This window comes from Salinivibrio sp. AR647, from assembly GCF_001995415.1.
Taxonomy (GTDB): Bacteria; Pseudomonadota; Gammaproteobacteria; order Enterobacterales; family Vibrionaceae; genus Salinivibrio; species Salinivibrio costicola.
Window position 1 is genome coordinate 440,720 of the sequence record NZ_MUFE01000001.1, and the last position, 24,613, is coordinate 465,332.

The 24,613-nt window shown below is 51.0% G+C and carries 22 protein-coding genes; 13 read left to right on the top strand and 9 right to left on the bottom strand.

All coding sequences use genetic code 11. The features are described from left to right. Positions 1-13: 13 nt before the first annotated feature. A complete protein-coding gene (locus tag BZG76_RS01990; protein ID WP_077459959.1) occupies positions 14-1,387 on the bottom strand; it encodes a PhoH family protein in 1,374 nt (457 codons plus the stop codon). A gap of 315 nt (positions 1,388-1,702) precedes the next feature. On the opposite strand from BZG76_RS01990, the gene rapA reads away from it, so the two are divergent. The 3 genes from rapA to BZG76_RS02005 all read left to right on the top strand — a co-directional run bounded on the left by rapA (position 1,703) and on the right by BZG76_RS02005 (position 6,430). Then, on the top strand, positions 1,703-4,612 hold the full coding sequence (gene rapA, locus BZG76_RS01995) for an RNA polymerase-associated protein RapA (protein ID WP_077459960.1): 2,910 nt from the start codon (positions 1,703-1,705) through the stop codon (positions 4,610-4,612). 45 nt (positions 4,613-4,657) lie between these two features. Beyond that, a complete protein-coding gene (rluA, locus tag BZG76_RS02000; protein WP_021023361.1) occupies positions 4,658-5,380 on the top strand; it encodes a bifunctional tRNA pseudouridine(32) synthase/23S rRNA pseudouridine(746) synthase RluA in 723 nt (240 codons plus the stop codon). Positions 5,381-5,449: 69 nt separating this feature from the next. After that, positions 5,450-6,430 (top strand): D-2-hydroxyacid dehydrogenase, encoded by a 981-nt coding sequence (locus BZG76_RS02005; protein WP_077459961.1) that lies wholly within the window; start codon positions 5,450-5,452, stop codon positions 6,428-6,430. 33 nt (positions 6,431-6,463) lie between these two features. On the opposite strand, the gene djlA is transcribed toward BZG76_RS02005, so the two are convergent. Beyond that, positions 6,464-7,285: a co-chaperone DjlA gene (djlA, locus tag BZG76_RS02010; protein ID WP_077459962.1), complete on the bottom strand. Its 822-nt coding sequence runs from the start codon at positions 7,283-7,285 to the stop codon at positions 6,464-6,466. 154 nt (positions 7,286-7,439) lie between these two features. On the opposite strand from djlA, the gene lptD reads away from it, so the two are divergent. Genes lptD through apaH form a run of 6 tightly spaced genes read left to right on the top strand, consistent with a single transcriptional unit; the run spans position 7,440 to position 14,123 of the window. Then, positions 7,440-9,764 carry an LPS assembly protein LptD gene (gene lptD / locus BZG76_RS02015; protein ID WP_077459963.1) on the top strand — a complete coding sequence of 775 codons (2,325 nt, stop codon included), beginning with the start codon at positions 7,440-7,442 and terminating at the stop codon, positions 9,762-9,764. A 53-nt stretch (positions 9,765-9,817) separates the two neighbouring features. Next, positions 9,818-11,113, top strand: a complete 1,296-nt coding sequence (surA, locus tag BZG76_RS02020) for a peptidylprolyl isomerase SurA (RefSeq protein WP_077460039.1) — start codon at positions 9,818-9,820, stop codon at positions 11,111-11,113. After that, positions 11,100-12,089 carry a 4-hydroxythreonine-4-phosphate dehydrogenase PdxA gene (pdxA, locus tag BZG76_RS02025; RefSeq protein WP_021023355.1) on the top strand — a complete coding sequence of 330 codons (990 nt, stop codon included), beginning with the start codon at positions 11,100-11,102 and terminating at the stop codon, positions 12,087-12,089. The genes surA and pdxA overlap by 14 nt, the downstream gene beginning before the upstream one ends. Then, positions 12,086-12,892 carry a 16S rRNA (adenine(1518)-N(6)/adenine(1519)-N(6))-dimethyltransferase RsmA gene (rsmA, locus tag BZG76_RS02030; RefSeq protein WP_021023354.1) on the top strand — a complete coding sequence of 269 codons (807 nt, stop codon included), beginning with the start codon at positions 12,086-12,088 and terminating at the stop codon, positions 12,890-12,892. Before pdxA ends, rsmA begins: the two co-directional genes overlap by 4 nt. Positions 12,893-12,906: 14 nt before the next feature. After that, entirely contained in the window at positions 12,907-13,290 is a 384-nt protein-coding gene (gene apaG / locus BZG76_RS02035) for a Co2+/Mg2+ efflux protein ApaG (RefSeq protein ID WP_021023353.1), read from the top strand. A gap of 17 nt (positions 13,291-13,307) precedes the next feature. After that, positions 13,308-14,123, top strand: coding sequence for a bis(5'-nucleosyl)-tetraphosphatase (symmetrical) ApaH (apaH, locus tag BZG76_RS02040; RefSeq protein WP_077459964.1), 816 nt, complete (start codon positions 13,308-13,310; stop codon positions 14,121-14,123). A gap of 8 nt (positions 14,124-14,131) precedes the next feature. On the opposite strand, the gene folA is transcribed toward apaH, so the two are convergent. From folA to rplU, 6 genes are all read right to left on the bottom strand, one after another. Next, complete coding sequence (gene folA / locus BZG76_RS02045) at positions 14,132-14,614, bottom strand: type 3 dihydrofolate reductase (RefSeq protein WP_077459965.1); 483 nt, start codon at positions 14,612-14,614, stop codon at positions 14,132-14,134. An 18-nt stretch (positions 14,615-14,632) separates the two neighbouring features. Then, positions 14,633-15,097: a threonine/serine exporter family protein gene (locus tag BZG76_RS02050; protein WP_021023350.1), complete on the bottom strand. Its 465-nt coding sequence runs from the start codon at positions 15,095-15,097 to the stop codon at positions 14,633-14,635. Further along, positions 15,094-15,873 (bottom strand): threonine/serine ThrE exporter family protein, encoded by a 780-nt coding sequence (locus BZG76_RS02055; protein WP_077576487.1) that lies wholly within the window; start codon positions 15,871-15,873, stop codon positions 15,094-15,096. The genes BZG76_RS02050 and BZG76_RS02055 overlap by 4 nt, the downstream gene beginning before the upstream one ends. 145 nt (positions 15,874-16,018) lie before the next feature. Continuing rightward, on the bottom strand, positions 16,019-17,182 hold the full coding sequence (cgtA, locus tag BZG76_RS02060; protein ID WP_077459967.1) for an Obg family GTPase CgtA: 1,164 nt from the start codon (positions 17,180-17,182) through the stop codon (positions 16,019-16,021). A 218-nt stretch (positions 17,183-17,400) separates the two neighbouring features. After that, on the bottom strand, positions 17,401-17,658 hold the full coding sequence (gene rpmA, locus BZG76_RS02065) for a 50S ribosomal protein L27 (protein ID WP_025675203.1): 258 nt from the start codon (positions 17,656-17,658) through the stop codon (positions 17,401-17,403). Between the two features lie 18 nt (positions 17,659-17,676). Continuing rightward, complete coding sequence (gene rplU / locus BZG76_RS02070) at positions 17,677-17,988, bottom strand: 50S ribosomal protein L21 (RefSeq protein ID WP_021023346.1); 312 nt, start codon at positions 17,986-17,988, stop codon at positions 17,677-17,679. A 361-nt stretch (positions 17,989-18,349) separates the two neighbouring features. Here rplU and ispB point away from each other — a divergent pair, with 361 nt between their 5' ends. Continuing rightward, complete coding sequence (gene ispB / locus BZG76_RS02075; RefSeq protein ID WP_077459968.1) at positions 18,350-19,321, top strand: octaprenyl diphosphate synthase; 972 nt, start codon at positions 18,350-18,352, stop codon at positions 19,319-19,321. Between the two features lie 149 nt (positions 19,322-19,470). Here ispB and mdh read toward each other — a convergent pair whose 3' ends face one another. Next, positions 19,471-20,409 (bottom strand): malate dehydrogenase, encoded by a 939-nt coding sequence (gene mdh, locus BZG76_RS02080; protein ID WP_077459969.1) that lies wholly within the window; start codon positions 20,407-20,409, stop codon positions 19,471-19,473. A 306-nt stretch (positions 20,410-20,715) separates the two neighbouring features. On the opposite strand from mdh, the gene argR reads away from it, so the two are divergent. From argR to BZG76_RS02095, 3 genes are all read left to right on the top strand, one after another. Then, complete coding sequence (argR, locus tag BZG76_RS02085) at positions 20,716-21,186, top strand: transcriptional regulator ArgR (protein WP_077459970.1); 471 nt, start codon at positions 20,716-20,718, stop codon at positions 21,184-21,186. A gap of 306 nt (positions 21,187-21,492) precedes the next feature. After that, complete coding sequence (locus BZG76_RS02090) at positions 21,493-24,063, top strand: TRAP transporter permease (RefSeq protein WP_077459971.1); 2,571 nt, start codon at positions 21,493-21,495, stop codon at positions 24,061-24,063. 61 nt (positions 24,064-24,124) lie between these two features. Beyond that, positions 24,125-24,556, top strand: coding sequence for a universal stress protein (locus BZG76_RS02095; RefSeq protein ID WP_021023341.1), 432 nt, complete (start codon positions 24,125-24,127; stop codon positions 24,554-24,556). Positions 24,557-24,613 lie beyond the last annotated feature (57 nt).

Here is a 24,613-nt window from a genome sequence, read left to right on the forward strand (position 1 = left end):
GCCACCTTGATGGTTAAAGGTTCTCTTCGGCAAACTCAGCCAGCCGGCTTCGCACCACACCATTGAGGTACACGCACGCACTGCCTTCAAAGTTTTTAAACCGCTCAACAATGTAAGTCAGTCCGGATGTTACAGGTGTCAAATAGGAAGAGTCGATTTGCGCTAAGTTCCCCGAGCACACTAACTTAGTCCCCTCCCCACAACGGGTGATAATGGTTTTAAGCTGAGAGGCGGTCAGGTTTTGGCACTCATCCAAAATCACAAACGCGTTTTGAATCGAGCGCCCGCGCATAAAGTTAATCGATTTAAACTGCAGATTCGCTTTTTCCATAATGTAGCGCATCGAACCGTCGGTGCATTCATCATTCATGTGTAACGCTTCGAGGGTATCGGTCACTGCGCCGAGCCATGGCAGCATTTTCTCTTCTTCTGTCCCGGGGAGAAAACCAATCGACTCGCCAATATCTGGCGTATTACGGGTTACGATAATCTTATCGTACATGCCCTTTTCTACCACTAACTCTAATGCCGCAGCCATGGCTAAAATCGTTTTCCCACAGCCTGCAGGCCCTGTCAGAATGGTTAAATCAATCGTGGGATCAAGCAACGCATCCATTGCCATGCCTTGATAGATATTTTTCGGTTTAACATCCCAAGCAGCACGGTGCATTAATCGCTCTCGACTGAGATCTTTGATGATCGCTTTATCACCATCAATGGCTTGCACTCGTGCGGCGAAGTCGTCACTTTCATCCAATAAGTACTGGTTCACAAAAGGCGTTTCTAATAGCTCAGCCGGTAATGTGTGGCGTGTTTCGGAGCCATAGGCCTTGCTGTCGCATTGCCCCACTTTATCCCAAAAACTGCCCGCACATTGATGGAAGCCTTTGGTGAGCAACCGAACATCATCAATCAGTTGGTCGGTACGGTAATCCTCGACATACATCACCCCCGCCCCTTTGGCGCGCAGGCGCATATTGATATCTTTGGTCACCAGCACGACTTTGCGCGGTGAGCGTTTGGTTTGAAGGTATAACACCGCATTTAAAATGCGATTATCGCCCGCTTTATCGGCAAAGGCATGGACCGTTTCTTTAATCTCAAAATCAGCCAGAATGGAGACGGTACCCGTCGCATCACCTTTACCGACCACAATACCCTCGCCAATTTCATCGGGTGTGGCTTCTTTAAAGATATCTTCCAAGGCACGAATCGCCACACGGGCATCCCGAGAGACATCACGCTTGCTATCTTTAATACGGTCAAGCTCTTCGAGGACGGTCATAGGAATCACGACATCGTGTTCTTGGAAGGAATAGATGGCGAAAGGTTCGTGGAGGAGAATGTTAGTGTCTAATACAAACAGCTTCCGGTCGGCGTCGCCCATAGGCACCTCCTGTGTCGGCAATTCACTGTCGATGACAGCGCTTAAAGTAAGCATAGACCTGGCCGTTGCGCATCGCCCAACTTGTTTGATTGTGCCAGTTCACGTTTTCATCTTTGCCGCGCGTTGATGACGTTTGTATGTCAAGACGATCTTTGCCGCGATTGATGGAGTTTCATCGTGACCCTCCTCACAAGTTCGAGTACTATTGGCGACCAATTTTTTCAGTGCCACACTGAATAACACACTATTTAATCGGGTTGCGTTTGCGCGGCACCGAGTCTTTCGACAATCGAGTTAATTCAGAGGTTTTCCCTTATGTCATTTGCGCTTGGACAACGTTGGATCAGTGATACGGAGCATGATCTTGGACTGGGCACTGTGGTGTCCGTTGATGGCCGTACCGTGACCCTAATGTTTCCTGCTAGTGATGAAACACGGCTGTACGCCAGCCATGATGCGCCCGTGACTCGGGTGATGTTCAACCCCGGCGATGAGGTAGAAAGTCACGAGGGCTGGACCATGACCGTCTCGCGCGTTGAAGAAAACGACGGGGTGTTGACCTATTACGGCTATCGCGAAGACACCGAGGAAGACGAAGTCCCGCTGCGCGAAATCTTACTCAGCCATCAGATCCGCTTTAACAAGCCGCAAGACAAACTCTTTGCCGGTCAACTTGACCGAATGGAACGTTTTGCGTTGCGTTATCGGGCGTTAACCAATCAGCATCAGCAGTTGCGTAGCCCTCTACGGGGGTTGACGGGGATGCGTGCTGGATTAATTCCTCACCAACTTTACATTGCCCATGAGGTGGGTCGTCGTCACGCACCGCGGGTTTTGCTCGCGGATGAAGTCGGCTTAGGGAAAACCATTGAGGCGGGCATGATCATTCACCAGCAAGTGCTTGCAGGCCAAGCCGAGCGGGTACTGATCGTGGTTCCAGAAACCTTGCAGCATCAGTGGTTGGTCGAGATGATGCGCCGCTTTAACCTGCACTTCTCTATTTTTGACGAAGAGCGCTGTGTCGAGGCCTTTGCTGACTCACCCAACCCATTTGATACTCAGCAACTGGTGTTATGTTCACTGGAGTTTTTACGCAAAAACCGGCGTCGCGTCGAGCAAGTCTGTGACACCCATTGGGACTTATTAGTGGTGGACGAAGCACACCATTTAACCTGGACGCCAACGACACCGAGCCGTGAATATCAGATTATCGAAAGCATTGCTGAGCATACCCCTGGGGTGTTGTTACTCACCGCGACCCCTGAGCAGTTAGGTCAGCAAAGTCATTTTGCGCGTTTACGCCTGCTCGACCCTGATCGTTTTTATGATTATGACGCCTTTGTTGAAGAAGCCGAACAATATGCCCCTGTCGCCGAAGCGGTTGAAGCGCTACTTGCCGATGCCCCGTTAAGTGATAATGCCCAACGTAGCATTCGGGCGCTATTGCAAAGTGACGAGCTTGATGAACGCTTCAGCGCCATTGATAGCGATGATGATGCAACCAAGCACACCGCTCGCCAACAGCTGATTGATGATTTAATGGATCGCCACGGTACCGGGCGCGTTTTGTTCCGTAACACGCGGGCTGCCATCAGTGGCTTCCCGAGCCGGCATCTGCACATGCACCCTATGGCGTTACCGAGCCAGTATCAAACTGCCATGCGGGTGGCGGGCATGATGGGAGGCACAAGCTCAAGCGAACAAAAAGCGGTACAAAATCTTTATCCTGAAGATATTTATCAGCAGTTTGAGGGCGATAGTGCCAGCTGGTGGGGCTTTGACCCACGTATCGATTGGTTGCTGGATTATTTAAAAACCCACCGTCGCGACAAAGTACTGATCATTTGCTCACGCGCGCAAACCGCACTGACGCTTGAGCAGGCCTTGCGCGAGCGTGAGGGGATCCGTGGCACCGTGTTCCATGAAGGCATGTCGATTGTTGAGCGTGATAAAGCGGCAGCGTACTTTGCCCAAGAGGAAGGCGGGGCTCAAGTCTTGATTTGCTCTGAAATTGGATCAGAAGGCCGGAACTTCCAGTTTGCCCATCAGCTGGTGATGTTCGACTTACCGATGAACCCCGACTTGCTCGAGCAGCGCATTGGTCGCCTTGATCGTATTGGTCAGCGTCAAGATATTGCCATTCACGTTCCTTACCTAGAAGGCACAGCGCAAACCATTTTAGCGCGTTGGTATCACGAAGGGCTTGATGCCTTTGAGGATACCTGCCCAACCGGCCGTGCGGTGTTTGAGCAGTATGGCGAGACATTGTTAACACTGTTAGCCAATAATCAACATGATGATGCGCTAAATACGCTCATTCACGATAGCGCCGCCATGAATCAACTCCTTAAAGCAGAAATGGAGCAAGGCCGCGATAAACTGCTCGAGATGCACTCACACGGCGGGGAGGCTGCCAAGCAGCTGGCGCAAACCATCGCCGATCAAGATGGCGATACGGGCCTTGTCACCTTCACGCTCGGTCTGTTTGATACCATCGGCGTTAATCAAGATGACAAAGGTGAAAACGCCATCGTGGTCAAGCCGTCGGAGCAGATGATGGTGCCCAGTTACCCTGGCCTACCAACGGATGGGTGCACACTGACCTTCGACCGCGATACGGCACTCAGTCGCGAAGATGTGCAGTTTGTCTCTTGGGAGCACCCGATCGTGCGTGGCGGTATCGACTTATTGCTGAGCGAAAACATCGGCACCACCGCGGTCTCTTTGCTCAAAAACAAAGCGCTGCCTGTGGGAACCCTGTTTGTTGAACTGATTTACACCATTGATGCACAAGCCCCTAAATCGTCGGGTATTCATCGCTTTTTACCGCAAACGCCGGTGCGGTTGCTTTTGGATGCGAACGGCAATGATCTCTCAGCCAACGTTGAGTTTGAATCGTTTCATCGCCAGCTCAGCCCGGTGAATCGTCATTTAGGCAGTAAAATGGTCAACTCGGTTCAAGCCCAAGTCCACCAGCTGATTGAGAAAAGCGAACCGCTGGCCCAAAAAGCCTTGTCTGAGATTCAAACGGCCGCCCACCAAGAGATGGACAGCGAGCTGAATCAGGCCTTAGCACGGCTCGACGCACTGAAAACGGTTAACCCCAATATTCGTGATGATGAGCTCGACGCACTACGCGATCAGATCAGTACCTTGTCGCATCATATTCAACACGCACAAGTCGATTTAGACGCCCTGCGTTTGATTGTGGTCAGCCACCAATAATCACCCTTTGAACGAAGGCGGGGCCAACCGGCCCCGAACCCTTATATGGCAATCATTGAGTATCATCCTCCCACCACACCTTGGCTCGATATCTTGTATCAAGATGCCGATCTGGTGGTAATTAATAAACCCAGTGGATTATTGGCTAACCCTGGCCGTGATCCTGCGCATTACGACAGTGCGTGGTCACGGGTTAAAGCCGAATTCCCGGACGCAGAGCTGGTCCATCGTTTAGATATGTCGACCTCTGGCGTCATGGCGTTTGCCGCGCACAAAGCCGCTGAGCGACACCTTAAAGCGCAATTTCGCGAGCGCGTGCCCACCAAGTTGTATTACGCCGAAGTGTGGGGGCACCCTATACACGACGAGGGAAATGTCGATCTGCCCTTGATTTGCGACTGGCCCAATCGCCCCAGACAGAAGGTCTGTTTTGAACACGGCAAGCCCTCGCAAACGCACTACCGCTGTTTGCATCAGCATGCACAGACAAGCTTAATGGCATTGTATCCTCTCACCGGCCGCTCTCATCAGCTCCGTGTGCATATGCAGGCCCTTGGGCATGGGATTGTCGGCGATGAGTTTTATGCGCTGCCAGAAGCTTTTGAGTATGCCTCTCGCCTTCATTTGCATGCCGCAGAATTAAGCATTTTGCATCCTGTCACTGAAACGCCGATGCACTTTCAAGCGCCCTGCGCATTTTATCCGCAGATGCCGGATAATCGACTAGCGAGTGAGTATCAGCTTGCGCCTGCTAACCTCACAGGCTGACCATTAAGGTTTGCAGAAAAGCTACTAATCTCACATTCTAGGGCCATGCATTGAGACACGGAGATCAACATGGCTCATCACACCCCCATCAAGGTGGTTTTTCTCGATAGAGACACCATTCCTGCTCACATTACGCTGCCAACGCTTCATCACCCCCATCATTGGCAATCCTACCCTGCCACCGCTCCCGGTGACGTGATCGATCGCCTGCAACATGCCGATGTGGCAATCACCAATAAAGTCGTGATCAATGAAGCAATACTGACTGCACTTCCCAAGCTAAAACTGATCGCGGTCGCCGCAACCGGGGTCAACAATGTCGATTTAGCGGCTTGTCAGGCACACGGCGTACAAGTCTGCAACGTACAAGGGTATGCCACCCAATCCGTGCCCGAGCATGTCATGGCTCTGATTTATGCCTTGAAACGTCAGCTGATGGGTTATCATGCCGATGTGCGTCAAGGTGAATGGCAAAAACGGGGCCAGTTTTGCTTTTTTACTCACCCGATAGGCAGTGTCGCTGGCAGTTCCTTAGGGATTATTGGCAAAGGCGCACTAGGAGAAGCGGTCGGGCAATTGGCCCAGGCCGTTGGCATGAAAGTCATGTTTGCCGAGCATCAAGGGGCGAGCCATTGCCGGCCAGGCTATCAGCCCTTTGAACAGGTGATTCAACAGGCTGATGTGCTGTCGCTGCATTGCCCGTTAACCGACAAAACCCGACATCTGATTAATCAAGATGTGTTGGCCAAGATGCCACAGCATGTCATTTTGATTAATACTGGCCGCGGCGATCTCGTGGATGAACAGGCCCTGTTATATGCGTTAAAACGCGACCAAATTGGTGGTGCTGGCTTGGATGTACTCAGTCAAGAGCCCGCCCCCGACGCACATCCGTTAGTTGCAGCATCATTACCCAACCTTATTGTCACCCCGCATATTGCTTGGGGCGCTGACGAAGCCGTTCACACTCTGGCACAACAGCTGATCGCCAATATTGATGGGTTCTTTCGTGGTGCACCACAACACACCCTGATTGATGCGCTTGATTGATGATCGCGACGATTAATCAACCTAACGAGCCCGCTATATATCGCGGGCTTTTTTCACTACGTCGTACGCTTTTTGGATTTCTTGCGCTTTTTCTTTCGCCATCTCCATCATTTCTGGCGGTAAACCTTTCGCCATCAATTTATCGGGGTGATGCTCATTCATCAGTTTCCGATACGCTTTTTTCACCTCCTGAGAGGAAGCAGAAGCGTCAACACCTAATACATCATAGGCATCGTCGATTTCATTCTGCTGCGGCGGCGCACCGGGGCCATCGGATTGATGCTGCCAGCCGCCTTGATAGCCTTGACTAAAGCGAAACGCAGCTTCTTGCATTCGCAGGCGCTGTTCCAGTTGCTGTGGCGAAAAGCCCAACTTTTCGGCAATTACATACAAAAGTTCACGCTCTTTAGGATGGATCTCACCATCAGCAAACGCAGCTTGTATCTGCATTTCCAAAAAGACACGCGATAAATCACGTYGCCCCTGGCTTAAGGCACGAATACCGTTGAGGGTTTCATCCAGCGGAAAGTCACTGTCTTTTCCCTCGCGAAACGCCTGCTGGGCCAGTTGCCTAGCTTCACCTTGCAACTGCATGCGATCCATCAATAAGCTGGCGAGCTGAATTTCTTGTTGCGTCACCTGCCCTTTAGCTTTCGCCATATGTCCCATCACGGCAAAGGTGCCATGGAAAAAAACACGTTGTGCTTGTGGCCCTTGGCCACCCAAACCGCCGAAACGCGCGCGCTGTTTCGCTTTATCAAACTGATGACCTAAGAAAAGGCCAAGAAGAAAACCGATTGGGCCTCCCAACAATGTGCCGAGAATTGCCCCAATTACCTTGCCATTTAGTCGCATGCCATGGTCTCATTGCTAGTTTCACACCCTGCACATTTAAAGGTGATGCCGGGCGCAAATTGATTTATGATAATCGCATTTTGCAGCCAAAGCATACTGATGCGTTGCCTTCGTGTACACCACGCAATCAGATAAAACAGGAATGTCTTCTTCAATGTCACCGACTGCACGTAGCTTTTTAGCCACCATGATCAGCTTGGCGCTCTACGGCCCAGCCCTTGTGTTTGCCAACACAGACCCAACGACTCAGCCTTGCTCTGACAAGGAGGCCCAGTGCGTTCCGGCCAGCGAGCAGACACAGGATGTGAATAACGCCCCCATTCGTGTGGTCGCAGATCGTGCTGAGGCGCAGACCAACGACAAAGCCATCTATAGTGGCAATGTCGAAGTCACGCAAGGCCATCGAAAGATGACGGCCGATACCGCAACCTTACGCGATCCAGAGCGGATCGTTACTGCACAAGGGGATGTGGTGTTCAATGATGGCCAGATGATGGTGACATCAGATTATCTACAAGCCAACCTCGAAAGCGAAGACACCACGCTGAATAACGCCCAGTATAAGATGCTATGTACCCCAGGACGGGGCGAGGCGAAACGGGTGTTTAAAAACGGCACCACCTTCTACGAGCTTGAGGATGGCACCTATACCACGTGTCCAGATGAAGATAAAAGCTGGCGTTTTTCTGCCTCAAAAATTGAGAAAGAAGACAGCAGCTTATTTGCTGATCTTTACCACCCTAGATTTGAGGTAATGGACGTCCCGATCTTTTATCTGCCTTATTTGCGTGTACCGGTCGAAGAGGGTCGGCTGACAGGTTTTTTGTATCCGTCGCTTACCTGGAGTGATCGTGATGGCATCGAGATGGAAACGCCGTTTTATTGGAATATCCATCCGCAACTGGATGCCACACTGACACCCAAATATATGTCTGAGCGAGGCGTTCAATTAAAGACCAATATTCGCTACCTTACGCCAATAGGAAGCGGGTCGCTTTACTCTGAATACCTGCCTGACGACCAGCTCAACCCCAAGCTCGATTCACGTTGGGGGTTCAACTGGCAACATAGCGGTGTACAAGGTCACTGGCGCTACGAAGCGGATTACAGCAAAGTCAGTGATATCGCTTACTTCCAAAGCATCGACTCTAATGTGGGCAAACGAGAAGACAACACGCTACTCCAAACGGGCGAAATCAGTTATCGCGGTTTAGATTGGAACAGTACAGTTCGTGTTCGCGACTTCCAAGCGCTAACAGAAGGCACCAGTGTCTATCGCTTGATGCCACAAGTGGATCTTAACTACTACGCGCCACAAGTCACGGATTGGCTCGATATTAGTGTGCCTGCGCAATTTAGTGTATTTGCTAACGATGATCCCAATAAACCCGAAGCCACCCGGACACATTTAGCCCCAACCCTAACGCTGCCATATACCCGCCCTTGGTTTAATGCCACGGCGGAAGCCAGCATGCTGTATACGCACTATGATCAGCGCTTTGATAGCGCCATCCGAGATGCAGAATCTAATGCGGAGCTGAGTCATTCAGTCGAGCGAAAAATCCCCACTCTGCGCCTGCACTCTGGCGTTGTCCTAGAGCGTAACTTCTGGGCCATGGGCGGTCATTTCAGCCAAACTATCGAGCCGCAAGTCCAATATTTGTATATTAAAGATGTGGATCAAGACGGTATCTATAATCCGGTCAACTTTAGTGGCGGCGGTTATGATACCGCACGCTTGCAGACCGACTACTACGGTCTATTTCGCGGTAATCAATTCAGTAGCATTGATTACATTAATCCGGCCAACCAACTCACCTACGGCGCGACGACCCGCTTTTATGATGGCGGATATAAAGAGCGTCTGAATTTGTCCTTTGGGCAAATTTACTACTTTGACCAACCGTCTAACCAAGATGCAGAAACCTTTGATTATTCGTCTTGGGCGTTAGAAGGGGAAGCCAACATTGATGACAACTTGTTTGTCCGCGCATCGATGCAATATGACAGCAACTTACGCGAAATGCAGTTTGGTAACGCGATTGCTGAATATCGCCGCGGCCAGTTTTATGCACAAACCAGTTATCGCTACGTCGCACAGGAATATATTGTCTCGACGCTGCCAAACCGAGACATCAGCCGGCTCACCGATGATGGCCTCTCACAAGCTGGCGTCGTCACTGGGTTTCCTCTCGGCGGCGGGCTAAGTTTTACAGGCCAATACTGGCGCGACCTGACCCAAGATGTCATGTTGGAAAACCAAGTTAGCCTCACCTATCGCTCAGACTGTTGGGTCGTCGGGTTAAGTTACAACGAGTACTTAATGTCGCGCGCTGATATTAACGCCGATCCGGTTTACGACAACAATGTTACCTTGTCATTCAGCTTACTCGGATTGGGAGCTGACAGTGGCTTTAACTTTAGCACTGACTCAGGCAACGCTCTGGGTTATCGTGATCCCTTTGCATTAAAGAACTAACACGCCTTATTGTGGTCTGGACTGTTGAACCTATGAAAAAAAGTGGACAAAGCATGAACAAATGGAGTCACGCCCTCATCACTGGCGTTTTAGTGTTGCTGACCCCCTTAACCCAAGCAGCACCTCAAGAGCTAGATCGCGTCATCGCCGTTGTGAATGATGGTGTGGTGCTGAACAGTGAAATGACGGCCATGCGCCAAACGGTCACCCGTAATGCGGCCAACGGAGATCGTGAATTACCGCCTCAAGACGTTCTTGAAGAGCAGATGCGCGAGCGACTCATTGTTGAAGAACTACAGCTACAGGAAGCAAAGCGGCTAGGCATCCAAATTGACGACAGCCAGTTACAACAAGCGATCAAAAATATTGCTAAAGAGCAATCGGTCAGTGTGAGTGCTCTGCGCGACAAAATGGCAGAGCAAGGGATCGCATGGGATCAATATCGCGAGCAAGTTCGCCGAGAGCTCACGATTTCAGAAGCGCGCAATGCACAGGTACGCCGCCGTATTAGCATTTTGCCGCAAGAAGTTGAGACATTAGCCAGTCAGCTTAACGAACAGCAGATGCAAAAAGTGCGTTATAAGCTCTCTCATATCCAACTCAAATTGGATGATGACGCGGACAAAGCTGAACGTGACGCGGTGAAAAAGCAAGCGTATCGCTTAGTCGATACATTACGTCATGGCGGCAACGTGGCGGAGCTGGCGATGGAATATTCTAAGGGACCCAAAGCACTTGATGGCGGTGATTGGGGCTGGTTGCGCCTAGAAGAAATGCCAACGATTTTCGCCGACCAAATCACCAACCAAGGGAAAGACGCTATTATCGGGCCATTTCGCAGTGGTGTGGGTTTTCATATTTTGAAAATCGATGATGTGCAAGGTTTGGAAACGGTCGCCGTTACCGAAGTCAAAGCCCGCCATATTTTGATCAAACCCTCGATCGTACTCAGTGATAAAGGGGCGAAAAAAGAGCTCAATCAGCTGATTGCACAAATCGAGCGTGGCGAACAAACCTTTGCCGACCTCGCCAAACAATATAGTGATGACCCGGGCTCTGCCGTTAACGGGGGGGACTTAGGCTGGTCAACCACAGAAGCTTATGTGCCCGCGTTTAAAGCCAAAGTCGATAGTTTGCCAAAAGGTCAAATTAGTGAGCCTTTTAAGACCGTGCATGGCTGGCATGTGGTTGAAGTGACCGATCGTCGCGATGTCGATAAAACCGATGCGGCGGTTAAAAACCGTGCTTACCGTATGCTGTTTAACCGCAAATTTAATGAAGAAGCGCAAGCCTGGCTGCAAGAGCTGCGCGCGGGTGCCTATGTTGAGGTGATCAATGATGACAGCTGAGCGTATCGCGATCACCCCTGGCGAGCCGGCGGGCATTGGTCCGGATTTGGTCTTAGCAATGGCCCTGCTCTCTTGGCCACATCAGCTGGTAGCTATCGCCAATAAACAGATGCTGGCAGCGCGAGCCGAAGCGCTCAATCTCGCCGTGAGTTTGCGGGACTATGACCCATCAGCACGGCCTCGCCCTCATCAAGCAGGGGAGCTGGTCGTTGCAGATACCCCGATGGGCGCAGATGTTGTGCCAGGCCAGTTAGATGAGGCCAATGGTCGCTATGTGCTCGACACGCTGACTCGTGCGGCAGAAGGCAATATGACCGGCGAATTTGCAGCGGTTGTCACCGGGCCTGTCCATAAAGGGATCATTAATCGCGCCGGCGTTTCCTTCAGCGGTCATACTGAGTTTTTTGCCCAACACGCCAACGTCAACCAAGTGGTGATGATGCTGGCCACCGAAGGCTTACGTGTCGCGCTGGTGACGACGCACATCCCACTCGCCTATGTGGCTAAAGCCATTACCCGTGAGCGCTTGCATGACGTCATTGCGATTTTGCATCAAGACTTACAACAAAAATTCGCCATTAAGCAACCGCGCATTTATATCTGCGGTCTCAATCCGCACGCGGGAGAGGACGGCTGCTTGGGTCGAGAAGAAATCGACATCATTGAGCCGGCGCTTGATGAGTTGCGCCAACAAGGTATGGATATTATTGGCCCACTGCCCGCCGACACCCTTTTTCAGGATAAATATTTGCAAGACGCCGACGCTGTCTTAGCGATGTATCACGACCAGGGCTTACCTGTGTTAAAATTCAAAGGATTTGGACGCTCGGTGAATATCACCTTGGGCCTCCCATTTGTTAGAACATCAGTAGATCATGGTACCGCATTGGATTTAGCGGGTACCGGTACGGCGGATACAGGAAGCCTGCGGACGGCCATCTCCCACGCCATTGAATTAGTAGATAGCAAAGCATGAGCGATAAAGTCCATCAAGGCCACCGTGCCAGAAAACGTTTCGGACAAAACTTCCTAAACGACCCGTATGTCATCGACGGTATTGTTGCGGCAATCAATCCTTTATCCGGTGAAAACCTGGTAGAGATTGGCCCGGGTTTAGGCGCATTGACCGAACCGGTGACCGAACAAGTCGATCACCTCAACGTGGTCGAACTCGACCGCGATCTTGCCGCGCGCCTGCGAAGCCATCCATTTATGGGACCAAAGCTGACGGTTCATGAAGCCGATGCCATGGCGTTTGATTTCGCTGAGCTGGCAAAGCAGGGGCCTCTGCGCATTTTCGGTAACTTACCGTACAATGTCTCCACCCCATTGATGTTTCATCTCTTTTCCTTTGCTGACCACGTACAGGATATGCATTTCATGCTACAAAAAGAGGTGGTAAAACGTTTGGCCGCAGGCCCAGGCACTAAAGCCTATGGCCGCCTCACGGTCATGGCACAATACTACTGTAAAGTGGTGCCCGTGCTGGAAGTACCGCCAAGCGCCTTTAAGCCAGCGCCCAAGGTTGATTCTGCGGTCGTTCGCCTCGTCCCACATAAAACCTTACCGCATCCAGTCACTAATTTGTCGTGGTTGGAACGTGTTTGTCGTGAAGGTTTTAATCAACGCCGCAAAACTATCCGGAACGGTTTCAAATCGCTGGTCGATGTTGACACCTTAACCGAGCTCGGAATCGATCCCAGTTTACGTCCAGAGAACATGACACTGGCGCAATTCTCTAGCCTCGCAAATTGGTTAGATGCCAATCACTCATCATAAACAGGAGTCTTGACTTGCAAGCCACTGAACCCGCGCAATTCGAGGTCCACGTCGCCACTCAATACGTGGAAGACCAATCGGAACCAGACCATGAACGCTTTGTCTTTTCCTACACGGTCACGATTAAAAATGTAGGAGACGCCCCCGCACAGTTGATGCGAAGAAAGTGGCTGATCACTGACGCTAATGGCAAGGAGTTGGAAATCGAAGGTGAGGGTGTTGTCGGCGAGCAACCTAAGATTGCCGCAGGCGAAAAATATACCTATACCAGTGGTACCATCATTGAAACGCCTGTTGGGGTGATGCAAGGGTTTTATACCATGCAAGATCAAGATGCGCAGTCTTTTAAGGTCAATATTGCACCTTTCCGTCTCGCGCTCCCCAACATTCTTCACTAACTCCTCCAAGGAGGCATATGGCTACCTATCTTGTCGGGGACATCCACGGCTGCGATAAAGCGCTACATGCTTTATTGGCTGAAGCTGACTTTTCGCCGGCCCGAGATACGCTTTACTCGGTCGGCGATCTCGTCGCACGCGGTCCCGATTCCCTCGCAGTTTTACGGTATTTTTATCAGCTTGGTGAATCCGCAAAGTTGGTATTGGGCAATCATGATCTCCATTTGCTGGCGGTCGCCAATGGGATTAAACCCGTCAAAGCAAAAGATAAAACGCAACCTATCTTTGATGCACCAGACGCAGACAGACTATTAAACTGGCTGGCTCAACAGCCGCTAATACGCGATGTACCCGCACCAGACGGCGGGTTTCTGCTGACCCATGCCGGCATCAGTCCGCAGTGGGATAAATCGACTGCCGTCGCCTGCGCCCGTGAGGTGGAAACGATTCTGCGGAGTGAAGACCAAGTTTGGTTATTGGAGAATATGTACCATGACAGCCCTGATCAATGGGATGCTACGCTGACCGGGATAGCACGTTATCGCTATATTATTAATAGCTTCACGCGGATGCGTTTTTGTTCCCCTGACGGGCGTTTGGATATGCAGTGCAAACTCCCCCCTGATCAAGCCTTAGGCAGTGGCTTAGTACCATGGTTCGAGGTACCTAATCGCCAACCGCTTGAGCAAGCCGTAGTCTTTGGTCACTGGGCGGCATTGAATGGCACTATTCAGCCCAAACTTTATGGGCTAGATACCGGCTGTGTCTGGGGAGGAAAGTTGACGCTCCTGCGTTGGGAAGACAAAGCCTGCTTTACCGTTCCCGCCGAATAGACAAAAGATTAAGCGCGGTCCCAAATCGTAAAGGTAAGAGGGTGCGCATTTTTCTCATCCACGGGATGCGTGCCGACCTCGGTTTTTGACCATCCGGTTCCCCATTCTGGAAAACGGGTATCACCGTCAACGTCTAAATCGATAAAGGTGAGATACAAACGATCAGCCTGAGGTAAAAACGCTTGATAAATAGTACCGCCGCCAATCACCATCACTTCTTCATAGCCGGCCACCACTTCAAGCGCTTGCTCGGGAGAGCGCACCACAGTCACGCCCTCGGGCGCAAAGTCCGCATCACCACTGATCACCACATTGACACGCTTAGGCAGCGGGCGTCCAATCGACTCAAAGGTTTTACGTCCCATCACCACAGGGTGGCCCAGTGTTGTACGCTTAAACCACGCTAAATCAGCGGGCAAGTGCCAAGGCATTTGATTGTCTTTTCCGATCACGCGGTCGTTTGCCATTGCGGCCACTAAACTAATTCGCATTGCGCTCGCCTTCCTCGATTAGATCACTGGTCGGCGACGATAAAACAATAGCCCAGGCATCGCAAGACCAATTGCCAACGCGGAGAGAATAAAGCCAGCGCTGAGTAAGTTTTCAATCAAACTGGCCCATAGCGCCGGGCTGTAACCTTGGTTATTAATCGTCACTAGCGCGATCATGGCCTTAAACGCGTACACCCCTGGAATCATGGGAATAATTGCAGCGACGGTAAAAACCTTCGGGTGAGCCAGGAAGCGCTGAGACCAATACACGCCCAGAAAACCAATCGTGGTCGCACCGGCCAGTGTCGCCCACTCAATCGCCACCCCCGACTCCATCAGAACAAAGCGTAAACCATGCCCAACCGCACCGCCATAAGCACAATACTTAAGCGCTTTCACCGGAACATTAAAGACTAACGCAAATCCCACGGCAGGGATCATCGCAAAGAACATATCTTGCAATAACGCCACAAGTAAGCTCATAACCAGCCCCATGCATCTACCAAGTTCATCGCCCCCACAATACCCATTGCCGTGGCAAGGGTCAGTAATGACGCCATGGTCCAACGTGCGATCCCCATATCCACAAATCCTTTCATCATATCCGAGACGGCATTAATAAAGGGATACCCAGGGACCAGCATCAAGACAGATGATGCCATGATCAAAAAAGGCTCATTGCCCCATCCCATGATGGTTCCCGTGCTGGATAGGAGAGTGGTCACCATCGCGGTCACTGCAAAGGTCAAAAAAGGGTTAAAGTGACGGTGGGCGATAAGTTGCCGAACCCGCATGCCGGTGGCAGAGGCGACAAAGGTCAGCGCAAACACCACGGCATCGCCGCCAGCTAACCGGCTAAAGGCGGCACATGACAAGCCTATCATCCCAACAACGAGCCAAGGAGGGTAACGGAATGGTTTGATACGGCTTAAGCGTTTACGTACCGCTAACGCGTCGAGAAAGCCCTTCTCTGCTAAGATCACGGTCCGCTGTATGTCTGTGACAACTTTCATGTTAATACCACGATCTGGGCTACGTCTTGCCGTGGTAATACAATGACCATGACTCAAGGTGGTCACCACCAACGAGCTGGCGGATAACGACAGCTCAACACTGTCTAACCCTAACGCACGACCGAGCCGGATACTTACATCACTGACAAGTTTGCTCTCCGCACCATGCTGTAATAGCCGTTGCCCAACTTCAATCACTAAACGTGATATCGCGCGTTGCTCTGGCTCAGTAAGTCGTTTTGTCACCCAAAATCCCTCTTCTCTCTCTGCGACGCCTTCAGTATTGGCGATTGGTTCATGCCAGTCTTTGATGCAAATAAAAGTCTCTTCAATTGTTCGCTCAATCACGGACAAAAAAAAGCCGCTGCAATCGGCAGCGGCGTGAGTCTGATTATGGCTTGTAGATGATCTCGACGTCGTAGTCGTCTTCGTTCCAATCATCCCAGTCATCATCGTTATCGTCGTCTTGCTTGAGCTGTTGTTCGTGATGATCATCCCATTTAAAGGCGACGGTTTCATCTTCAGGCTCAACCTCTGGCTTCGGCGCAGGCAGTGCCTCAATCGACGCCATCAGATCATAAATAAGCGGTTGCACATTCGCTTTATTGATCGCCGAAATCGCATAATGCTTATCGTCCCAAGCGAGCGCATCAAGCACACGCTCAATCTGAGCTTGGGCCTCATCTTCCGGCATCAGATCGACTTTATTGAACACCAACCAACGCGGTTTATCGGCAAGTTTCTCACTGTATTGGTTTAGCTCATCAATAATGGTAAACGCATTATCAACCGGATCGGTACCATCAACGGGTAGCAAATCAATCATGTGTAACAACACACGACAGCGCTCAAGGTGTTTTAAGAAGCGAATCCCTAGCCCTGCGCCGTCTGCCGCGCCTTCAATCAAGCCGGGAATATCAGCCACGACAAAGCTTTTGTCTGCGGCGACACGAACCACCCCAAGGCTTGGCACCAAGGTGGTAAATGGGTAGTCAGCCACTTTCGGTTTGGCAGCCGATACCGCACGAATAAAGGTCGATTTACCCGCATTCGGCAAGCCAAGCATACCAACATCGGCAAGCAGTAATAGCTCCAAACGCAGTGCACGTACTTCACCTTTCGTGCCCATGGTTTTTTGTCGAGGTGCACGATTGACCGAGGACTTAAAGCGTGTATTTCCGAGGCCATGGAAGCCCCCTTTCGCCACCATAACCTGCATACCATGCTCGGTAAGGTCTGCGATCACTTCGCCCGTGTCTTCATCGATTGCGCGCGTCCCCACCGGCACGTTCAAGACGCGATCCTCACCGCGTTTCCCGGTGCAGTTGCCGCCTCGACCATTCTCACCACGTGCCGCGGCATGAAAACGTTCAAATTGATAGTCAATCAGGGTATTCAGGTTTTCGTCGGCAAGCAGGTAAACGTCACCACCATCACCGCCGTCGCCGCCATCTGGGCCCCCTTTAGGCACATACTTTTCACGCCGGAAGCTGACGGTACCATTGCCCCCGTCACCGGCATCGACGCGAATAATCGCTTCATCTACAAACTTCATGCTAACTTCTCCGCACCAGTTATGAATGCCTATGGCGTCTCACAACCAGCCTTATCCCAGATTAGTGAATGGTGATCATATCGATCTTAGGATCATTTTTCAGCGTTGGCCGATTATCTGCGTACCGTGATGAGGCGGTGGCTTGATCGGTGATCCCCAGACACAATAAAAAGCCCCGCCATAAGGCAGGGCTTCAAAAATTCGCGTTGCGTTGAAGCTTATTCAGCTTCGATAGTAACGAATTTACGGTTATGACGACCTTTGGTCTCGAACTTCACTTTGCCGTCTGACAGAGCGAATAGAGTGTGGTCTTTACCGCAACCTACGTTGCTACCTGCGTGGAACTTAGTGCCACGTTGACGCACGATGATGTTACCTGCTAGTACAGACTCACCACCGAAGCGCTTAACACCTAGGCGTTTACTTTCTGAATCGCGGCCGTTTTTAGTGGAACCGCCAGCTTTTTTGTGTGCCATCTCTTCTCTCTCCTACTCTTAAGCGCTGATGCCAGTGATTTTGACTTCAGTGAACCACTGACGGTGGCCCATGTGCTTGCGAGAATGTTTACGACGACGGAACTTAACGATATTCACTTTATCGCCGCGACCGTGAGTAACAACTTCTGCTGTTACGGTTGCACCGCTAACAAAAGGCGCGCCAACTTTAACGTCTTCGCCGTTTGCCACTAGCAATACTTTGTCAAGTTCTACACTTGCGCCAGTTTCAACGTCTAGCTTTTCCAAGCGAATAGTCTGGCCTTCGCTTACTCGGTGTTGCTTACCACCACTTTGGAAAACTGCGTACATGTTTTACTCCGCATTTCCGCACGGCCTGCTGCATTTATGAACAACAAGGGGTGCGCATATAATTCATCAATAGGGCGCGAATTCTACGGTAGAAATTAATTAGAGGCAAGAGGGTAACGCAAGAAAATTGGTGAAAAGCTGCTCAGCATTCATTCCCACACATTTTACCGGTGTGATCGCTATCTCGTCATACGTTATCTGGTGTACCATGTCCGTCTTAATACCCGCTCTAGTGCCGATACTGACGAAAGATCCATCACCGTCTGTACGTATTAGCGATCGTGACTCTTACCTTACATGGGGTAAGTTGTGTATCGTTAGCTCGGCAGGCAAGTAACTAGGACAACGCCCGGATATATACATGGATTTCAAATCAATCCAAGCCTTGATCAGTGATGACATGGCGCAGGTCGACCAAAAAATACTCGCTCAGCTCAATTCTGATGTCGCGCTGATTAATCAGCTTGGTTTTTACATCGTTAACAGCGGTGGCAAGCGTTTACGTCCCATGTTGGCCATTTTGGCCGCGCGTGCATTGGGTTACCAAGGTGATAAACACACCACCGCAGCCGCTTTCATTGAGTTTATCCACACTGCCACTTTGCTTCATGATGATGTGGTCGATGAATCCGACTTACGCCGTGGTAATGCCACCGCCAATGCTTTATTTGGCAATGCGGCAAGCGTCTTGGTGGGGGATTATATTTATACGCGTTCATTTCAGATGATGACCAGCTTACGCTCACTGAGAATTCTTGATTTGATGAGTGAAGCGACCAATGTTATTGCCGAAGGTGAGGTGTTGCAGTTAATGAACTGTAACGATCCCGACACCAGTGAAAGCAGTTACATGCAGGTGATCTATTCAAAAACAGCGCGTTTGTTTGAATCTGCGACACAGATAGGGGCGATTCTCAACCAAGCGGATACTGATACGGAAAAAGCCCTGCAAGATTATGGCCGTTACCTGGGGACTGCGTTCCAGCTCATTGATGATGTCATTGACTACACCAGTAAAGATGATGAGATGGGCAAGCAAACCGGTGATGATCTGGCTGAGGGCAAACCGACGCTGCCTTTGCTTCATGCAATGCAGCACGGCAGTGACGCTGAATCGGCGATGATTCGCGACGCGATCGAAAAAGGGAACGGACGCGACAAACTCGACGCTATTTTAGCGTGTATGGACGTCTGTGGCTCGCTCGCTTATACCCGTGAACGCGCAGAGCAAGAAGCAGAAAAAGCGGTCCGTGCCCTCGATAGCCTTTCTGATTCGCCCTACAAACAAGCCTTAGTCGCGCTCGCCAAGTTGGCCGTTGATCGCAATACTTAAGTCAACGTAGAACTTAGTCAGCACAGAACTTAGGCAACGCAGAGCTTAGTCAGCGCAGACTTCACCGCAGTGATGCCTCGCTATCACGCTTGTGCCTACATGTAAAAAGCGGCGCCCTAATTGGACGCCGCTTTTTTCGTTCTTGCGGTTTATTTTGCGGCGAACTCTTCACCCATTTGGATATCGTTATGCAGGGTGTCTAACATCTTGTCCATCGCTTGCTGTTCAAAGGCGCTCAGCTCACCGATGTCTAAGATTGCCTCGACACCATTTTTACCTAAATGTACAGGCTGCGCGAAAAAGCGTGCGTGTTCACCGCTGCCTTCAACGTACGCACATTCAACCACATTAGCTTCACCTTGCAACGCTCGCACTAAAGACAGGCCAAAACGGCATGCCGCCTGTCCCATGGATAGGGTTGCTGAGCCTCCCCCTGCTTTCGCTTCAACCACTTCCGTCCCTGCGTTTTGAATACGTGGCGTCAGTGACTCCACTTCTTCTTGACTGAAGGTAACGCCTTTAACTTGCGATAATAGAGGCAAGATCGTCACACCTGAGTGGCCACCGATCACGGGAATGGAGACGTCACGAGGATCCATTCCTTTAAGCTCGCCGATGAAAGCTTCAGAACGAATCACATCCAGCGTCGTCAYACCAAACAGTTTGTTTTTGTCATAGACGCCTTTCGCTTTTAAGACATCCGCAGCAATCGCTACCGTGGTATTGACTGGATTAGTAATAATACCAACACAGGCTTTTGGACACACATCGGCGATTTTTTCCGCCAATGACTTAACAATACCTGCATTGACATTGAACAAGTCAGAGCGATCCATGCCCGGCTTACGTGCTACCCCTGCAGAGATCAGCACAACATCGGCCCCTTCTAGCGCCGGGGTTGGATCTTCACCGCTAAACCCTTTAATGCTCACGGGGGTCGGAATATGGCTCAAATCGACGGCCACACCGGGCGTCACCGGTGCGATATCATATAACGCCAAGTCGGAACCGGCTGGCAGGTTATTTTTAAGTAGTAGGGCTAAGGCTTGACCAATGCCTCCCGCAGCGCCAATCACAGCAACTTTCATGTCGTTCTCCTTTCGATATTTCTTATTGTCCGGATCCGGTCCGGCTTCTGTTCGGGCACAAATCGCCCATCAATGGTGCGAACTGTTGCTTCATCATATGCCCGGGTATACCCCCACTCAAGCTTCGGGCGGTGATGATCAGCCTAAGCTCTCATTTTTTCGCTCACCCTCGAAACCGGTGTGCGTTCAAGGCTTAGCCGAGACGTAACAACAGTGATATTGTCGCCATTTTAGGCGCGCAATGATTGCTCCTGATTGCATGTATATGCAAAATAGCTACTCGTTTGTCATTACGAGTCTGCCGTCATGCGTAACTCAGAAAAACAAGACCAATTAGTTCGAGCGTTTAAAGCGATCCTCAAAGAAGAAAAATTCAGTTCTCAAGGCGAAATAGTCGAAGCCCTACGTGCTCAAGGATTTGAGGGCATCAATCAATCGAAAGTCTCGCGCATGTTGACCAAATTCGGCGCTGTACGTACCCGTAACGCCAAAATGGAGATGGTCTATTGCTTGCCGATTGAGCTCGGTGTTCCGACCACTGGCAGCGCGTTGCGAGAGCTGGTGATGGAAATCGACTACAACGAGGCCGTGGTCGTGATTCATACCGGTCCAGGTGCCGCCCAATTAATTGCGCGTCTACTCGACTCACTCGGTAAGGCCGAAGGCATTTTAGGCGCTGTCGCCGGGGACGATACGATCTTTATCACCCCCACCCGAGGTACCAGCACAGAAGCGCTATTTGAAGCGATTTGTGACTTGTTCGAATACCATTATTGATTTTTTTATCAGGCAGCGTGACACCGCTGCCTGTCTGCCTTGTCTCATATTTGAAGCGCCCTCCCTAAGACAAAAGCGATAACATCTTTTTAATTTTTCTGTACCGCTCTGTTACTATCGGTTTTTAGTACTATCTGTTTTTAGCTGCTAACACACTGTCCACGCTTTCGTTGAGGGTCAATGAAAACGCGGGGAGCAGTGAGCTGCAGACTGGCCAATCACCACACCAGTGAAATAGGCCAAGTAGGCTTTTCTCGGGACACTGCCGCCGCATCAGCGGTGCATATGATAATAAGGACAAACTGCATGACGAAGACACATCAACCGTCTCCTGATGTGCAAGACATGGTGGCGCAAGCAGATACGGGTGCGCGCTCACCACATGGACTATCAGGACGTATTCTTTGGCTGGTACCACTTATCTGGTCCCTTTTTCAGCTTTGGTATGCGTCGCCACTTCCCTTTGCGCTCGATTTTGGCGTCCTCAATAATACACAAGCACGCTCACTCCACTTAGCGTTCGCGATGTTTTTGGCCTTCACTGCCTACCCCGCACGTAAAACATCGCCTCGCGACCGTGTACCTCTTCTAGATTGGATTTTTGCCCTTATCGGCAGCCTAGCCGCCGGGTATTTATTCTTATTTTACAATCAACTGGCCGATCGTGCCGGCGCCTATACTGCCTTCGATATTAGTGTTGCCGCGATCGGCATGGTATTGATGCTCGAGGCAACACGACGCGCTTTAGGGCCACCATTAATGGTGGTAGCCGCCGTTTTCTTGCTTTACACCTTTGCTGGCCCTCACATGCCCGATGTCATTGCCCACAAAGGCGCCAGCCTTAATAAGGCGATGTCGCATCTGTGGCTAACCACTGAAGGGGTGTTCGGGGTCGCATTGGGCGTCTCTACCTCATTCGTTTTCCTGTTTGTACTCTTTGGTGCCTTACTCGATCGCGCGGGCGCTGGGGGCTATTTCATCAAAGTGGCGTTCTCTTTACTGGGCCACATGCGCGGCGGTCCCGCGAAAGCCGCAGTGGTCGCCTCGGGCCTGTCCGGGTTAGTCTCAGGCTCCTCGATTGCTAACGTGGTGACCACCGGCACCTTTACCATTTCACTGATGAAGCGGGTTGGTTTCCCAAGCCACAAAGCGGGGGCAGTAGAAGTGGCCGCGTCCACCAACGGTCAGCTCACACCGCCGATAATGGGGGCCGCCGCCTTCTTGATGGTGGAGTACGTAGGGATTTCTTATGTCGAAGTGATCAAAGCTGCCCTGCTCCCGGCGTTGATTTCCTACATTGCGCTGATTTACATCGTTCATTTGGAAGCTTGTAAAGCGGGTATGGAAGGCTTGCCGCGCCGCCACTCTAGTACGGTATTGCAAAAGCTCTTTTCCTTTATGACGGTATTTGTTGGGCTATTAGTGCTCAGCGCAGCAGTCTATTACGGCATTGGCTGGACCAAGGACGTATTTGGCGTCATGGCCACCGTGGTGATCGGCATACTGACCCTAATTGCGTATGTTCTTCTGGTGCGCTATTCCGCCCGCTACAAGTCTGAAGCCGCCGAAGATCCAGCGGCCACGGATTTATCAGAGGTGCCAGAGCCAGGCCCTACCGTTCGCTCCGGGTTGTATTACTTGCTGCCAATTGGCGTGCTGGTTTGGTGTTTGACCGTCGAGCGTTTTTCACCCGGCCTATCGGCGTTCTGGGCAACTATCTTTATGATTTTTATCATAGTGACCCAGCGTCCACTGATCGCCTACTTTAATCAACGCACCAACTTCAAAGAAGAACTTCGAGAAGGGGGCGTTGATCTGCTCGAAGCCTTTGTCACTGGCGCGCGCAACATGATTGGCATCGGTGTCGCCACGGCGGCTGCCGGGATCGTTGTCGGCACCGTGACTCTAACCGGCATTGGTTTGGTCATGACTGATTTTGTCGAGCTAATTTCTGGCGGTAATATCTTCTTGATGTTGCTCTTTACGGCAGTGATCAGCTTACTGTTAGGCATGGGGCTACCGACCACGGCAAACTATATTGTGGTTTCTACACTGATGGCCCCTGTCATTGTGACCTTGGGGGCACAACAAGGGCTGATTATTCCGCTTATTGCCGTGCACCTTTTTGTGTTCTACTTCGGTATTCTCGCCGATGACACGCCACCGGTCGGTCTCGCCGCTTTCGCGGCCGCGGCCATTGCTAAATCGGATCCGATTCGTACCGGTGTACAAGGCTTTACCTACGATATTCGTACCGCCATTTTACCTTTCATGTTTATCTTCAACACTCAGTTGTTGTTGCTCGACCTCGACGGTCCTTTCCACCTGATATTGACCATTATTTCCGCGACCATTGCGATGCTGGCTTTTTCTGCCGCAACCCAAGGGTGGTGGATGACCAAAAATAAATGGTGGGAAACCGTGTTGCTGTTGCTTATCACCTTCTCTCTATTTCGACCTGGTTTTTGGTGGGATGAAGTCTATCCACCCACCACCAGCTACCCAGGAACAGAAATTATGCGCGTAGCCGAGCAACTGCCTGAAGGAAAACCGCTGCAACTGGTTGTGGAAGGGGAAGACTTCTTTGGCGATCAGATTTCCAAACATGTGGTTTTGTCGGTAGATAGTCGCCTCGAAAGCGGCGATGCACGGGTACGTGATACCGGTTTGATACTGCGCGAAGAGGATGACTCATTACTGGTTGATAGAGTTCAATTTGGAAGCGATGCCGATAAGGCGGGGATCGACTTTGATTGGCAAATTAAAACCGTCACGGTGGATAACATTCGCCCGTGGAAAGAATGGGTCTTTGTGCCGACACTATTACTCTTGGCATTGCTAGGCTGGAATCAACGCCGTCGTATCCGCCAAGCCTAATGACAGGGGGCACGTGCGCGGCGCGTGCCCTTTTCTTTTTTTGATAGCAAAGGATATCGCTATGTATAAACACATTCTGGTTCCGGTCGATTTAAATGATGAGAGCTTCGCGGATAAGGCGGTCGATCACGCTGCATGGCTGGCCAGTCAATCCGGCGCTAAGCTCCACCTACTGACGGTACTGCCGGGGATTCATAACTCCATGGTGGCCTCTTATTTCCCTGAAGAAGCTGCCAATAAAATGAAACGTGATATGAAGCGAAATCTGCAAGGATTTGCGGATAAATATGTTCCGAAAAACGTGGCCTGCCAGGTGTCTGTTGAAGAAGGCAAGCCTTACAAAGGGATTATCAAAACCGCCGAGCGCTTAGGGTGCGACTTGATCGTCATGCCAAGTCATAAGCGTTCTCGCGTCAACAAGATGATGTTAGGATCGGTGGCCGCGAAAGTGCTTGAAGGCGCCACCATGCATGTGATGGTACTCAAACCTTAGCCGATATCTGGCTGCTCGTTTAGGGCCTCCCTCGTAAAGTGAAGGTTCAGGCCTTGC

Coding starts and splice junctions, on each gene's coding strand:
- BZG76_RS01990 (WP_077459959.1), bottom strand. CDS start 1,387: ATGGGCGACGCCGACCGGAAGCTGTTTGTATTAGACACTAACATTCTC.
- rapA (WP_077459960.1), top strand. CDS start 1,703: ATGTCATTTGCGCTTGGACAACGTTGGATCAGTGATACGGAGCATGAT.
- rluA (WP_021023361.1), top strand. CDS start 4,658: ATGGCAATCATTGAGTATCATCCTCCCACCACACCTTGGCTCGATATC.
- BZG76_RS02005 (WP_077459961.1), top strand. CDS start 5,450: ATGGCTCATCACACCCCCATCAAGGTGGTTTTTCTCGATAGAGACACC.
- lptD (WP_077459963.1), top strand. CDS start 7,440: ATGTCACCGACTGCACGTAGCTTTTTAGCCACCATGATCAGCTTGGCG.
- surA (WP_077460039.1), top strand. CDS start 9,818: ATGAACAAATGGAGTCACGCCCTCATCACTGGCGTTTTAGTGTTGCTG.
- pdxA (WP_021023355.1), top strand. CDS start 11,100: ATGATGACAGCTGAGCGTATCGCGATCACCCCTGGCGAGCCGGCGGGC.
- rsmA (WP_021023354.1), top strand. CDS start 12,086: ATGAGCGATAAAGTCCATCAAGGCCACCGTGCCAGAAAACGTTTCGGA.
- apaH (WP_077459964.1), top strand. CDS start 13,308: ATGGCTACCTATCTTGTCGGGGACATCCACGGCTGCGATAAAGCGCTA.
- folA (WP_077459965.1), bottom strand. CDS start 14,614: ATGCGAATTAGTTTAGTGGCCGCAATGGCAAACGACCGCGTGATCGGA.
- BZG76_RS02050 (WP_021023350.1), bottom strand. CDS start 15,097: ATGAGCTTACTTGTGGCGTTATTGCAAGATATGTTCTTTGCGATGATC.
- cgtA (WP_077459967.1), bottom strand. CDS start 17,182: ATGAAGTTTGTAGATGAAGCGATTATTCGCGTCGATGCCGGTGACGGG.
- rpmA (WP_025675203.1), bottom strand. CDS start 17,658: ATGGCACACAAAAAAGCTGGCGGTTCCACTAAAAACGGCCGCGATTCA.
- rplU (WP_021023346.1), bottom strand. CDS start 17,988: ATGTACGCAGTTTTCCAAAGTGGTGGTAAGCAACACCGAGTAAGCGAA.
- ispB (WP_077459968.1), top strand. CDS start 18,350: ATGGATTTCAAATCAATCCAAGCCTTGATCAGTGATGACATGGCGCAG.
- argR (WP_077459970.1), top strand. CDS start 20,716: ATGCGTAACTCAGAAAAACAAGACCAATTAGTTCGAGCGTTTAAAGCG.
- BZG76_RS02090 (WP_077459971.1), top strand. CDS start 21,493: ATGACGAAGACACATCAACCGTCTCCTGATGTGCAAGACATGGTGGCG.
- BZG76_RS02095 (WP_021023341.1), top strand. CDS start 24,125: ATGTATAAACACATTCTGGTTCCGGTCGATTTAAATGATGAGAGCTTC.